Below are 13,653 nucleotides of genomic sequence, written 5' to 3' on the forward strand. Positions count from 1 at the left end.
CGTTGCGTCCGCACCCCACCCGTACAGGGGGAGCGCAGTGTGCGCGGCAGTTACCGCGGCGTTGTTACGCCTACTTAGCGGCCTCGATGGAATCCTTCGCGGCAGCCACGACAGCCTCCGCGGTGATACCGAATTCGCGGTACAGGGTCTTCGCATCGGCGGATGCACCGAAGTGCTCGATGGATACGGCGCGGCCGGCGGTGCCGAGCAGGTCGTACCAGCTCATCGCCAGGCCAGCCTCGACGGAGACGCGGGCTGCAACCGAGGAGGGCAGAACCGACTCGCGGTACTCTGCGTCCTGCTCAGCGAACCACTCACGCGAAGGCATGGAAACCACGCGAGCCGCGATGCCCTGCTCCGCGAGGGTTGCGCGAGCCTGAACAGCGAGCTCAACCTCAGAGCCGGTAGCGATCAGGATGACGTCCGGGGTGCCCTCGGTGTCAGCCATGATGTAGCCGCCGCGTGCGGTGCCCTCAGCGGAGGCGAACTTCTCACCCTCAGCGTCTGCGTGCACGTCTTCACGAGCCCAGACAGGCAGGTTCTGACGGGAGAGCACGATACCTGCGGGGCGGTCGGACTTCTCCAGGATGGTGCGCCATGCGACGGCGGTTTCGTTAGCGTCCGCGGGGCGAACCACGTCGAAGCCGGGGATAGCGCGCAGCGAGGAGAGGTGCTCGATCGGCTGGTGGGTGGGGCCGTCCTCGCCCACACCGATGGAGTCGTGGGTCCACACGTACAGTGCGGGAACGCCCATCAGCGCGGAGAGGCGAACAGCCGGGCGCTGGTAGTCGGAGAACACGAAGAAGGTGCCCGAGAATGCGCGGGTGGGGGAGGAGAGCACGATGCCGTTGACGATTGCTGCGGCAGCCTGCTCACGAATACCGAAGTGCAGTACGCGGCCGTAGGGGTTGCCGGTCCAGTCTTCGGTGCTGCGCGATGCCGGGTTGAAGGAATCCGCACCCTTGATGGTGGTCAGGTTCGAGCCGGCGAGGTCAGCGGAGCCACCCCACAGTTCGGGGAAGGTGTCAGCAATAGCGTTGATGACGGTGCCGGATGCCGCGCGGGTTGCCACGGAGGTGCCAGCCTCGAACACGGGGAAAGCAGCCTTGTAGTCTGCGGGCAGTTCGCCTGCGACGAGGCGCTTGTACAGTTCGGCGCGCTCGGGGTTAGCCTTAGCCCATGCCTCGAACTTCTCGTCCCATGCCTTGTGTGCTGCGGCGCCGCGCTCGACAAGCTGGCGGGTGTGTGCCAGGACGTTCTCCTCGATGAAGAAGCTCTTGGCGGGGTCGAAGCCGAGCAGTTCCTTGGTTGCGGCGACCTCTTCAACGCCCAGCTTGGAGCCGTGAACTGCGCCGGTGTTCTGCTTGGTGGGTGCAGGGTAGCCGATGATGGTGCGCAGCTCAATGAAGGAGGGCTTGTCGGTGACAGCCTTTGCACGCTCAATAGCGGCGTACAGTTCTGCGACGTCCTCAACGTAGTCGCCGGTGCGGGTCCAGTCCACGCGCTGAACATCCCAGCCGTAGGACTCGTAGCGCTTTGCTACGTCCTCGGTGAAGGCAACGTCGGTGTCTTCCTCAATGGAGATGTGGTTGCGGTCCCAGACGACGATCAGGTTGCCGAGCTCCTGGTGACCTGCGAGCGCGCACGCCTCGGCGGTGACGCCTTCCTGCACGTCACCTTCGGAGGCGATGACATAGACGTGGTGGTCGAAGGGGGAGGTGCCCGGTGCTGCTTCGGGGTCGAACATGCCGCGCATACGGCGCTGTGCGTAGGCGAAACCAACGGCGGATGCCAGGCCCTGGCCGAGCGGGCCGGTGGTGATGTCTACGCCCTTGGTGTGCTTGTATTCGGGGTGGCCGGGGGTGAGTGCACCCCAGGTGCGCAGGGCTTCCAGGTCCTTCATTTCCAGGCCGTAGCCGCCGAGGAACAGCTGAGTGTACAGGGTGAGGGAGGTGTGGCCGGGGGAGAGGATGAAGCGGTCACGGCCTTCCCAACGGTCGTCGGAGGGATCCTGGTTCATGACCTTCTGGAAGAGCAGGTAGGCGACCGGCGCCAGGCTCATTGCGGTGCCGGGGTGGCCGGATCCGACCTTTTCTACGGCGTCTGCGGCGAGGATACGTGCGGTATCTACGGCGCGCTGGTCGGTTTCTGTCCACTGGAAGTTCTCTGCCACGTGGGTGTCCTTTCACAACGTGAGTGGATGCGCCAGCAGGCTTGTGCTAGCGCGCTGTCCGTCGGGTGTAACGGTTCTCATCAGGCTGTTATTCCCGTGCCGTGTGTGGCTGGGTGCCCGGAGGATGTTTCGACCCTTTCGTTTTAACAGGATAGTTCACTGGGCGGAAGTATCCGGTGTGTGAATGCAGACATTCACAGGGTGATACGGGGCTGAGATGGAGAAAAAGCTACGCTACAACGCGGGCGCTGTGGATTTCACGGTGCATGTTTGAGCTGTGTTTCTGAGCTATGCGCTGAATATTGTTCAGTAACGTAACAATTTTTGTGAAAGTGGTGAAGCTCATGTTAAGGTTGAGCAGGAAGGTTGCAGACCGAAACAGTGGTTGGGTCGGTCTGCATCTCGGTGATTGAAGCCCCTCCTCCGCGTAAGAACCATTGATTATCTTACTGTGGTGGTGAGATAAAAGGTTCTGGAGGAGGGTGCTTTCTTTTAGTCTCTGACCGTACACTTTGTGCGTGGTTGAGGCTAAAGGTTTGTGTTATATGAATGGGCGCCGGATATGTATCGGAACATATCCGGCGCCCGCCTTTTAATTTGCAATTAGAAGAAGCTCTGTCTGCTCTTGCACTGTCTACGCTTGCATTGTCTGTATTTGCGCTGTTGCTAGTCGGACCACTTGAACTTGCGCGAGGCAATAAACCCAATGACCACGGTCCACACGATGATGACCCAGTGCGGGTCGGCGAGCCACTGATGCTGAATGAAGTTGCCGCGCAGCGCGTCACCCAGAGCCGCCGAGGGCGACCATGCCACAACCCCGGCGTACCAGTCGGGGAAGGACTTCAACGGGAACACCACGCCGCCGGCACCGGCAAGAATCACCCAGGCAATATTCACGATGGCGAGGGTCGCCTCCGCGCGCACCGTGCCGGCAATGAGCAGACCCAGCGCCGTAAACGCGCCGGCGCCCATGAGCATCGTGATGATGGAGCGGGAGACGGCGATAGCGTCCGGGCGCCAGCCCAGACCGTACCCGAGCGCCGCCACCAGTGTGAACTGAATTGCCACGACCACCAGCACCGCAATGCACTTGCCCATAATCAGGCCGTTACGGCCCAGGGGAGTGGTCGCAAGGAACCGCAGCACGCCGTAGCGGCGATCAAAACCGGTCGCAATGCCCTGACCTGACAGCGCCGTAGAAATCACGCAGAGCGCCAGAACGCCGGGGACCGCCGCATCCATGCGGGATACCCCCACCGAGTTCGCGTACTCATCAATCAGGCCGGTGAACCGCAAGGCAATGAGTGCCATGACGGGAAAAATAATGTTGAGCATCAGCTGCTCGCCGTTGCGGAGCATCGCCATCGTCTCGTAGCGGCCCTGCTCGATCACGCGCACGAGCGGGTAGTTCGCGCGCGGGGGAATGTACTCCTCATCTTCGTCAATAGAAGAGACCTTGGGGCGGGTGTTCGCGGCGTGTTCTTCTGCTCGGTTCTTTTCTGCTGGGTTTTCTGCCGCCCGGTTGTTGTTAGTGCGTGCGGTGTTGCTCATCGGATATCACGTCCTGAAATGTCGAGGAAGACATCCTCAAGAGTCTTCGGTTCCATGGTGAGAGAAATGGGCATGAGGTAGCGCTCGGCGAGAGCGGAGGTGAACGTCGCCAGGTGCTCGGGACGCAGTGCGCCGACCAGCTCATACTCGCCGGGTACGGAGGGCGCACCGTCACGAGCCGGGGTGTAGGGCACCTTCTCGATGAGCTCCACACCGGCACGCAGATGCGCGGGCAACAGCTGCTCACGGGTGGGGGTGGGCGCATCCAGGGTGTAGCGCAGGCGGTTTGTGCCGTCGCTGGCGATGAGCTCGGAGACGGTACCTTCCTGAACCGTGGTGCCGTTTTCAATGATGTAGACGTAGTCGGCGAGCTTCTGCGCGTCGTCAATCAGGTGCGTGGTGAGCACGATTGCGGTGCCGAGTTCACGCTGTTCACGAATGATGTCGAAGACGACGTTGCGGGATTGCGGATCCAGGCCTGCGGAAGGCTCGTCGAGGAAGAGCACGTCCGGGCGTCCAATGAGGGCGGCGGCGAGGGAGACACGCTGCTTCTGACCACCCGAGAGGCGGCGAATCGTGGTGCCGTTGAAAGCATCAATGCCGAGGCGTTCTGCAAGCTCTTCGACCGGGTACGGGTCGGTGTACATGGTCGAAATATGCTCTAGTAGCGGAATGGGGTGCATGGCGTTGGGCAGGCCGCCGTCCTGGAGCATAATGCCGACCTTGGCGCGCAGCTCCGGGTCTGCCTGCAGCGGGTTTTCACCAAGGAGGCGCACGGTACCGCGGGTGGGCTTGAGCAGACCCTGGGCGCAGGCGAGGGTCGTGGTTTTGCCGGCACCGTTAGCTCCGAGCAGGACGACCACTTCACCGGGGAAGACGCGCAGGTTGACCTTGTTGACGGCGCGGTAGAGCCCGCTGGCGGTGAGCCGTTCGGGGTATTGGGTGCGGAATGCGCGTGAGGGTTTGAACTCTTTGATGAGGTCTTTAATGCTGAGCGCCGGTTCTTCGGCGACGATGCGTCGTCGTGCAGTGGGGGAGGCGCTGGGCTCCGTGTGGTGCTCAGCGTGTGCCGTTGGCGCGGCGGATGCACGCCCAGGGTGGTCCTGCTGGCCCGCGGTGGTGGTCTCCATAGACAGTCACTTTCGATTTTTTCGATGAAGGAGCGTGTGTGCCCCCTTCATCTTATGCCCTAACTCACGTTTAAAGCACACCCGTAACGACTCAAATGTTCACCTTAAGGTAGAAAAGTTAGCAAGTAGGAGTACCTAACTAGCCAAAGAAAAACTAATTAGGACATACTTTATTTGTGTATTCCGTGAATAAGACCCCTCAGCGCGCCTCAACGAACGAGGCGCAGACCCGAAACGGCACCCGAACCGCCGCCTCGGGCTCTACTGGTGCTTCCAGTACAAAGTCCTCCGCGGCACGCACATCCAAGCGCAAAGCCGAGGCAGAAGAACGCACCAGGGACCGCGTCCTGCGAGAAGTCCTCAACAACGGCCCCGTATCCGCAGCAACCCTCGGTGAGCTCCTCAGCCTCACCCCCGCAGCGGTACGCCGCCACCTCGACGCCCTCGAATCCAACAACATGATTGAGGTCGCGCCCATCAAAAAGCACGGCGCCGGAGCTGGACGACCCGCCCGCCGCTACGTGATCGCCCCCCAGGGCCACGAACGCCTCGGCAACGACTACCTCATCATCGCCCGCGACGCCCTGCAAATGCTCCGCGACACGGTTGGGCAGGAAGCCCTCGAAGCTTTCGCCTCCGCCCGCGCCGCAGAAATGGAAGCCCGCTACCGACCCATCGTAGAAGCCGCCGGTGATGATGTGGCAGCCAGAGCGCAGGCGCTCGCAGAGGCAATGAGCAAGGATGGTTTCGTGGCGACCGCTCAGGTCACCGCGCCTCCTGCAGGACGGACCGTTCCCGAGCATTTTCTGGCAAGTATTCAGCTCTGTCAGGGTCACTGCCCGGTACGTGACCTCGCTGGAGACTTCCAAGTGTTCTGCGAGCAGGAAACCGGGATTATTTCTGACCTGCTCGGCGTTGATGTCCGTAGGCTTTCAACCATGGCTTCGGGTGCTCACGTGTGTACCACGCACGTGCCCCTGAACCGCGTCACCGCCGAGGGTGAGAAGAACGCAGAAGAATCCTAGAGAAACCTATTCCTAGAGAAACCTTCCGCGTAACACTTACCGCAGTACCCCGCGGCGCACCCCGATGAACCCCTCAAAGGGTGCGACCCGCACGCTGGAACCCGCCCGCCCCACGCTACGTTAAACGCCGTGGTCGAGCGCGGCATCAGCCCCCAAAAACTACCGCGCCTGCAACCGGCAGGTGGCGGAGAGAAATGTAATAACCATCGAAGAAAGGCCGTAATGACTGAGAAAGTTGGGCAGAACGCCAACGACACCGTCATTTCAGAGATCCTGGAGATGAACCCCGAACTCGAGGGCATTGGCAACTACGAGTACGGTTGGGCAGACTCCGACGAAGCAGGCCAGGTAGCAAAGCGCGGCCTGGACGAGGACGTCGTGCGTGACATCTCCGCGAAGAAGAACGAACCCCAGTGGATGCTGGATATGCGTCTGAAGGCGCTGAAGTTCTTCGAGCGTAAGCCCATGCCCACCTGGGGCGCGGATCTTTCCGAAATCGACTTCGACAACATCAAGTACTTCGTGCGCTCGACCGAGGGTCAGGCGGCTTCTTGGGACGAACTGCCCGAGGATATCCGCACCACCTACGAGCGTCTGGGCATTCCCGAGGCGGAGCGTAACTCCCTCGTCGCGGGTGTGGCTGCACAGTACGAGTCTGAGGTCGTGTACCACCAGATCCGTGAGGACCTGGAGAAGCAGGGCGTGATCTTCGTCGACACCGACACCGGTCTGCGCGAGTACCCCGAACTGTTCAAGGAATACTTCGGCTCCATCATCCCGATTGGTGACAACAAGTTCTCCGCACTGAACACCGCCGTATGGTCCGGTGGCTCCTTCGTGTACGTTCCCCCGGGAGTTCACGTGGAGATCCCGCTGCAGGCGTACTTCCGTATTAACACCGAGAACATGGGCCAGTTCGAGCGCACCCTGATCATTGCTGACGAGGGCTCTTACGTTCACTACATCGAGGGCTGCACCGCCCCCATCTACAAGTCCGACTCCCTGCACTCCGCAGTGGTTGAGATTGTGCTGAAGAAGAACGCCCGCGTTCGCTACACCACGATTCAGAACTGGTCGAACAACGTCTACAACCTGGTGACCAAGCGTGCGGTTGCGCACGAGGGCGCCACCATGGAATGGGTGGACGGCAACATCGGTTCGAAGGTCACCCAGAAGTACCCGGCTGTTTACATGGTCGGCGAGCACGCTAAGGGTGAGACTCTGTCCATCGCGTTCGCGGGTGAGGGTCAGCACCAGGACACCGGTTCGAAGATGGTTCACATTGCACCGAACACCTCCTCGACCATTGTGTCCAAGTCCGTGGCACGTAACGGCGGCCGCAGCGCATACCGCGGCCTGGTTCAGGTACGTGAGGGCGCTAAGCACTCCAAGTCCTCCGTGGTCTGTGACGCACTGCTGGTGGACACCATCTCCCGCTCCGACACCTACCCCTACGTGGATGTCCGCGAGGACGATGTGACCATGGGTCACGAGGCGACCGTTTCCCGCGTCTCCGAGGACCAGCTGTTCTACCTGATGCAGCGCGGTCTGAGCGAAGAAGAAGCAATGGCGATGATCGTCCGCGGCTTCGTTGAGCCTATCGCCCGCGAGCTGCCGATGGAGTACGCACTCGAACTGAACCGCCTGATCGAACTTCAGATGGAAGGATCTGTGGGCTAATGCCGACCAACGAAGAAACCCTGGGTTACCACTCCCCGATCATCCCCGGCATGGACCAGGAGGGCGAGAAGCTCGCCACCGAGTTCGCCCACGATGACACCCTGCTGCGCGCCACCGAGGCACACCACCAGGGCTCCAACCCGAACAACGTCCAGAAGGTACTCGAAGCATCCCGTGCAGAGCGTAAGACCTCCTACAACGTGGAGGACTTCGCGCCCCTGACCGGTCGTGAAGAGGACTGGCGCTTCACCCCGCTGAAGCGTCTGGGTGGCCTGCACCTGGAGAAGCTGACCGGCACCGCACCGGCACCGCAGATTACTGCACCCGAGCAGGTTCAGGTTGAGACCGTCTCCCGCGAGGATGCACGCATCGGCTCCGCAGGTATCCCCGAGGACCGCGTGGCAGCGAACGCATGGTCCAGCTTCACCGAAGCAACCGTGGTGACCATCCCCGCCGAAGCTGAACTGGCTGAGCACGTCGAGATTGACATCACCGGCACCGGTAACGAGGCTGCCGCACAGCACATCGTGATTGAGGCTAAGCCCTTCTCGAAGGCTGTTGTGGTTCTGCGCCACACCGGCTCCACCGTCCTGGCACAGAACGTTGAGTTCGTGGTGAACGACGAGGCTGAGCTGAACGTTGTTTCCGTGCAGCAGTGGGCTGACGACGCAATCCACACCTCCGCACACTACGCTAAGCTGGGCCGCAACGCACGCTTCAAGCACGTTGTGGTGTCCCTCGGCGGCGACCTGGTGCGCGTGACCCCCTCCACCAAGTTCACCGCTCCCGGCGCTGAGACTGAAATGTACGGCCTGTACTTCGTAGACGCAGGTCAGCACATTGAGTCCCGCCTGTTCGTGGACCACTCCGTACCCAACTGCAAGTCCCGCGTGACCTACAAGGGCGCGCTGCAGGGTAAGGGTGCGCACTCCGTATGGGTTGGCGACGTTCTGATTGGTAAGGATGCAGAAGGCACCGACACCTACGAGCTGAACCGTAACCTGCTGCTGGAAGTTGGCCCCCGCGCCGACTCCGTGCCGAATCTGGAGATTGAGACCGGCCTGATTGAGGGCGCCGGCCACGCATCCACCACCGGCCAGCTCGATGAGCAGCACCTGTGGTACCTGCAGGCTCGCGGTATTCCGGAGGCTGAGGCACGCCGTCTGGTCGTGCGCGGCTTCCTGAACGAGATCATTCAGCAGATCCGTGTTCCCGAACTTGAAGAGCAGCTCACCGAGGCCCTTGAGGCAGAGCTCGCCCTCAGCAACAACTAAGCTTTACCAGGAGAAATCAATGTCTACTCTTGAAATCAAGGACCTTCACGTCTCGGTTATCCTCGACGACGAAACCACCAAGCCCATCCTGAAGGGCGTTAACCTGACCATCAACTCGGGCGAGATTCACGCAATCATGGGCCCGAACGGTTCCGGTAAGTCCACTCTGGCTTCCACCATTGCTGGCCACCCCAAGTACCAGGTTGACTCCGGTCAGATCCTGCTCGACGGTGAGGACATCACCGAGATGAGCGTGGACGAGCGTGCACGTGCAGGCCTGTTCCTGGCTATGCAGTACCCGGTTGAGATTCCCGGCGTGACCATGTCCAACTTCCTGCGTTCCGCTAAGACTGCTGTGGACGGCAAGGCTCCCTCCCTGCGTACCTGGACTAAGGACGTTAAGGAAGCCATGAAGAACCTGGAGATTGACCCCGCGTTCATCGCACGTAACGTGAACGAGGGCTTCTCCGGTGGTGAGAAGAAGCGCCACGAGATCCTTCAGCTGGAGCTGCTCAAGCCCAAGTTCGGCATCCTGGACGAGACCGACTCCGGTCTGGACGTTGACGCACTGAAGATCGTGTCTGAGGGCGTGAACCGTGCGCACGAGGCTAACGACATGGGCGTCATGCTGATTACCCACTACACCCGCATCCTGCGCTACATCAAGCCGCAGTTCGTGCACGTGTTCGTGGACGGCAAGATGGTTGACCAGGGCGGCCCCGAGCTGGCTGACCGCCTGGAAGAAGAGGGCTACGTTTCTTACGTGGGTAAGAAGTAAGCTTCTTCTCCTACCGGATTCTGACAGAAAGATAGGACTATGACTGAGACTGTGCAGGGTCGTGTTCCTCAGGAAGAGATTGAGGAAGCCCTCAAGGAGGTCATTGACCCGGAGCTCGGCGTCAATATTGTTGACCTCGGTCTGCTCTACGGTCTGCGCTGGGATGAGGATGGAACCCTCATTCTGGACCTGACTCTGACCACCGCAGCCTGCCCGCTGCAGGAGGTTATTGAGGAGCAGGTTCAGAGCAACCTGGATAACCTGGTTGATTCTTGGCGTGTGAACTGGGTTTGGATGCCGCCGTGGGGCCCGGAGCGTATTACTGAGGACGGCCGCGATATGATGCGCGCGCTGGGCTTCAACATCTAAGCTCCTGACTCGCAGATAAGGTACCCGCCCGGTGCGGAAGGTGTATGCCTTCGGCACCGGGCGGGTATTTTGTGTCTTATGGGTTTTGCGCCTACCTAGTCGTCCAGGTGCAGCAGCTTCAGCGAGTATTCGTACTTGATCATCAGGGTCGAGCGGGTCGGCTCCGGCAGCAGAGCCAGACGGCGCGGGTCAGTATTATCCGCGACATCGGCAAGCTTCACCAGGCGAGCCAAATCATTCACACGCACCCTACCCAGGTACGCCTCGTAGGATTCGCCGGGGCGGCGGGTCAAGGCATCAATCGCATCCACAATACGCGCCGAGAAGTAACGGGCCAGATATGCGAGGGAAACGCCGGTATCCTCCACCGTGTCGTGCAGCAACGCCACAATCTGAGCCTCAGTCTTCAGTTCCTCCAAAGACGAATCGGGATGAGTGGCGGCAGCCATTTCAGACACAAGCTTACGTGCCCCAAGAGCCACACGGCGAGGGTGGGAGATGTAGGGCCAGCCGTTACGATCAGTCTGCCCCTCATGCGCCTTGTCAGCGATGCTGTCTGCCAGGCGAACCATCTCTTTGTAGTAGTTATTCGACATGAGAACCTCCGTTGGTTTAGACTCCTGCGAGTTGACGGCACCCGCGACCGTGCCGGTACGTTGCGCTAAGCCGATACGGAACGGTAGCTGGTACCAACACTCTACGCCAGCTGTGGGGCGGCGGTGGCGGAACTCGCCCAAAACACCCTTAATACGTCAAATATGACGCGTAGAAGAAGAACACAGGGCGTTTTTCCTTCTGAACTTGTGGGTTTGGTGCCCTTTCTGCCGTGTATCTGCGGTTGGTAACAGGCATTCAGGAGGCGCCCGCCACCTCCACGAAAGTGTCCTCCGAACCCTTTTGCACCGCCCGGTGTAACTCGCCCAAAATCTCATATGGTGACAAAAAATTTCTGTCTTTTTCTGGCGAAAACAGGTGCGCAAACCGCCCAACACTAAGGCAGTTTAAGCGTGTTTAGCACACACCGATACACACTCATCAAACGGAAAAAATGCTCGCCCTCCGTGCCCTGCTAAAACCTTCAAAAACCCGTATTTTTCCGCGAAAATACGCGATAAACTGGGGGCAACCAAACATCGGAGAACACCATGGCAGAGCTCTACGAGCGCTTCGTCGCTTTGTATCCCTACCCACACGAGCGAATCCGCCACGGCGCCCCACGAGCCGAACTTAACCGGCGATACCTCGAACACCTCTACGAGGGCAAGAATCGGGGAACAACCCCCATCGTGGTTGCCCTCGACCCGACCCTGCTCGGGACCATTGAGAATAACGTCTCCCTGCGCACCTCAACGCCCGTGCAGAACATCACCGCCGACACCGTCAAGCGGTACGCACACGAGCTCATCACCGACCAGCATCGTTACCTGGATCAAGTCGGTGTAGAAGTTGCCGCGCATGAGGCGTTCCGACAGCTGAACGAGAGCGCCTACCTGCAAACCTACCGCCGTCTCATGGAAAACGGCGAACTCGGTGAAGACGATATCGGCATGCCGCTGAAGGCGGAGTACCCATTCGAACTGACCGCCGGCATCATCAATGAGAAGGTCAAAGCTACCGACATTGACAGCGCCGCGGAACTGCTCATCATGGACCTGCCGCTGCGGGATGTATCCGGGGTATTTGCCTACCTGCCCTTTGGCGGGTGGGATTCCAGCCCCAGCCCCGAGGCGATGCTGTCCATTGCCCGCTACTGGTTTGAACGTGACGACGCCTACCCGGCTGTTATTGCCTCGGACTTCATCGAGTTCTACACGCCGGTACCGGTCACGACCCGCCGCGACGCCGAAATCCTAGCGGTCGAGCATACGATGGTTTCCTCGGCGATGCCGGTGCGTGTCTACCGCGGCTTCGACAAGCTCGTGGAGGCGCTCTACGGTCAGCACGACTGGTACCTGTGGTGGGAGCAGCTCCCGGCGGTGCTCCTCATTGAAACGCCCTAAACCAGCCTAAGCTAGGCGAGTAAAGCGAAGGGGCGGGATGAACCTACAAGGTTCGTCCCGCCCCTCTCGCGTGTCTGCGCTATTTCAGTTCGTCCACGTGCCGCGCCCGCAAAGCACGAGCGGTTGCCGTTGCGTAATCAACCGCCTGCACCACCCACGGAATCAGCAGCCGCCAATACATGCGCTTGGGCAGGTTACGCGCCACCGCCGCCCGGCGCAACGCACCCCAACGGTCCATGAGCGCCGGAATCGACCGGACCATCAACGCAATCAGCAGACCCAGACGCTCGGGAGAAAGACCCACGAAACGCAACGGCGAACACAGCCTCACAAAGCCGTCAATCAGAACCGGCAGGGGAGTGCTCACCAGCAGAGTACGGGACGCGTAGAAAGCCGTCAGCATAGTCGCGATAGCATCCACGCCGGAGGCGTACTGCCCTGTGAAGACGTAATAAGCGACCATGATCAGTAGCAGCAGAGACAGCGTGCGAACCACCAGCCACAGCTGGGAGGCGGGTACGCCAGCCCATAGAGCGCACAGCGTGGAGGCAATCAGCGCCACCAGCGCCACCTGCCAGCCGGTCACCGCCAACAGCAGAAACAGCCCAAAGAAGAGCGTGCCCTTGAGCCATAGCGGCACCCGATGCACCGGCGTGTTCAACGGCTGGTAGAAACCCACCAGCAGAGTACCGGGGTTGAAATCCGAGCCCTGAGAGGCGGGGCGAGGATTCACGCGCGGCGTGTTAGCGCCCATGCGCGCCTCCTGCAGTGTCCGTGCTGTCGCCTGCATCTTCGATATCGGCGCCTTCATTCGGGAACCCCTCGGCACACCACGTGCGGTACTGTTGCACCAGCTGTGCCGCATCCCCCTGGGCGAGCAGACGGCCGTCATGAATAATGACGGCTTCATCGCAGGACGCCGCCAAATCCAGATCGTGAGTGCTGAGCACCAGCATCTGATCCAGCGACTCCAAGTGCTTAAGTAGCCGCGCACGATTGCGCAAATCCAGCAGGGTGGTCGGCTCATCCAGCAAAAGAATCTGCGGGCGCGCCGCCAGCACACTGGTGAGAGCGACCAGCTGCTTTTCGCCTCCCGAGAGGGTGAAAACGCTCTGGCTTTCAAGGTGTTCCAGGCCGCGCTCACGGAGCAGTTCACGAATCCGTTCGAGGCGCTGCTCACCGCTGAGGGCACTACCTTCAACGGCGGCGGCACGGCGCAGACTTAGGTCAATATCTTCGGCAACGGTGGGCATAATCAGCTGCGCCTCCGGCTGGGCGAAGAGCATGCCCACACCCTCAAAAGCACCCTGCGAATTACCGCGAGCGCCCGTCGAGCCGCGGCTCGGTGCCTCCAGAGTGTCGACACCGTTCACGCGCACAATACCTTCATCCGGGTGGGTGAGCCCATTGAAAAGCCCCAGTAGGGTGGACTTGCCGCTACCGTTCAGACCCAGCACCGCGGTGCGCTTCGCCGTGAACTGCAGGCTCACATCCTTGAGGATACGGCGATGCCCGCCTTCGGGCAGCTCGGTGAAAACACTCACCGATTCAAGCTCAAGGGCGGGCATGCTGGTAGAGGCGCTCACTGCCTGCTCGCCTTGCACCTGCTGCGGTGCAGGCTGGCGCGTGGAGCGGCGAAAAAACATAGCTATCCTCTCGTGTGGCACATC

General features: G+C 60.7%; 12 protein-coding genes. 6 read left to right on the top strand and 6 right to left on the bottom strand.

What is annotated here, in order from left to right; all coding sequences use genetic code 11:
* Positions 1 to 70: 70 nt before the first annotated feature.
* The 3 genes from tkt to O3675_RS00870 form a co-directional block, all read right to left on the bottom strand.
* Positions 71 to 2,173 carry a transketolase gene (gene tkt, locus O3675_RS00860; RefSeq protein ID WP_371570334.1) on the bottom strand — a complete coding sequence of 701 codons (2,103 nt, stop codon included), beginning with the start codon at positions 2,171 to 2,173 and terminating at the stop codon, positions 71 to 73.
* A 666-nt stretch (positions 2,174 to 2,839) separates the two neighbouring features.
* Positions 2,840 to 3,727 (bottom strand): ABC transporter permease, encoded by an 888-nt coding sequence (locus tag O3675_RS00865; protein ID WP_371570336.1) that lies wholly within the window; start codon positions 3,725 to 3,727, stop codon positions 2,840 to 2,842.
* Positions 3,724 to 4,857 carry an ABC transporter ATP-binding protein gene (locus tag O3675_RS00870; RefSeq protein WP_371570338.1) on the bottom strand — a complete coding sequence of 378 codons (1,134 nt, stop codon included), beginning with the start codon at positions 4,855 to 4,857 and terminating at the stop codon, positions 3,724 to 3,726. Before O3675_RS00870 ends, O3675_RS00865 begins: the two co-directional genes overlap by 4 nt.
* 176 nt (positions 4,858 to 5,033) lie before the next feature.
* On the opposite strand from O3675_RS00870, the gene O3675_RS00875 reads away from it, so the two are divergent.
* From O3675_RS00875 to O3675_RS00895, 5 genes are all read left to right on the top strand, one after another.
* A complete protein-coding gene (locus O3675_RS00875) occupies positions 5,034 to 5,882 on the top strand; it encodes a metalloregulator ArsR/SmtB family transcription factor (RefSeq protein ID WP_304268179.1) in 849 nt (282 codons plus the stop codon).
* A 222-nt stretch (positions 5,883 to 6,104) separates the two neighbouring features.
* A complete protein-coding gene (gene sufB, locus O3675_RS00880; RefSeq protein ID WP_049327160.1) occupies positions 6,105 to 7,562 on the top strand; it encodes a Fe-S cluster assembly protein SufB in 1,458 nt (485 codons plus the stop codon).
* Positions 7,562 to 8,836: a Fe-S cluster assembly protein SufD gene (gene sufD, locus O3675_RS00885; protein ID WP_371570340.1), complete on the top strand. Its 1,275-nt coding sequence runs from the start codon at positions 7,562 to 7,564 to the stop codon at positions 8,834 to 8,836. The genes sufB and sufD overlap by 1 nt, the downstream gene beginning before the upstream one ends.
* A 19-nt stretch (positions 8,837 to 8,855) precedes the next feature.
* On the top strand, positions 8,856 to 9,614 hold the full coding sequence (gene sufC / locus O3675_RS00890; protein ID WP_049356992.1) for a Fe-S cluster assembly ATPase SufC: 759 nt from the start codon (positions 8,856 to 8,858) through the stop codon (positions 9,612 to 9,614).
* Positions 9,615 to 9,653: 39 nt separating this feature from the next.
* Positions 9,654 to 9,983, top strand: a complete 330-nt coding sequence (locus O3675_RS00895; RefSeq protein ID WP_005506103.1) for a metal-sulfur cluster assembly factor — start codon at positions 9,654 to 9,656, stop codon at positions 9,981 to 9,983.
* 95 nt (positions 9,984 to 10,078) lie between these two features.
* On the opposite strand, the gene O3675_RS00900 is transcribed toward O3675_RS00895, so the two are convergent.
* Positions 10,079 to 10,579, bottom strand: coding sequence for an HD domain-containing protein (locus tag O3675_RS00900; protein ID WP_005509108.1), 501 nt, complete (start codon positions 10,577 to 10,579; stop codon positions 10,079 to 10,081).
* Positions 10,580 to 11,128: 549 nt separating this feature from the next.
* Between O3675_RS00900 and O3675_RS00905 the strand changes: the two genes are divergently transcribed.
* Entirely contained in the window at positions 11,129 to 11,983 is an 855-nt protein-coding gene (locus tag O3675_RS00905) for a DUF4253 domain-containing protein (RefSeq protein ID WP_005509107.1), read from the top strand.
* Between the two features lie 79 nt (positions 11,984 to 12,062).
* Here O3675_RS00905 and O3675_RS00910 read toward each other — a convergent pair whose 3' ends face one another.
* Positions 12,063 to 12,737, bottom strand: a complete 675-nt coding sequence (locus tag O3675_RS00910) for an ABC transporter permease (protein ID WP_070629676.1) — start codon at positions 12,735 to 12,737, stop codon at positions 12,063 to 12,065.
* Complete coding sequence (locus O3675_RS00915; protein WP_371570342.1) at positions 12,727 to 13,629, bottom strand: energy-coupling factor ABC transporter ATP-binding protein; 903 nt, start codon at positions 13,627 to 13,629, stop codon at positions 12,727 to 12,729. Before O3675_RS00915 ends, O3675_RS00910 begins: the two co-directional genes overlap by 11 nt.
* Positions 13,630 to 13,653: the final 24 nt, after the last annotated feature.

This window comes from Rothia sp. 27098_8_27, from assembly GCF_041432805.1.
Classification (GTDB): Bacteria; Actinomycetota; Actinomycetes; order Actinomycetales; family Micrococcaceae; genus Rothia; species Rothia mucilaginosa.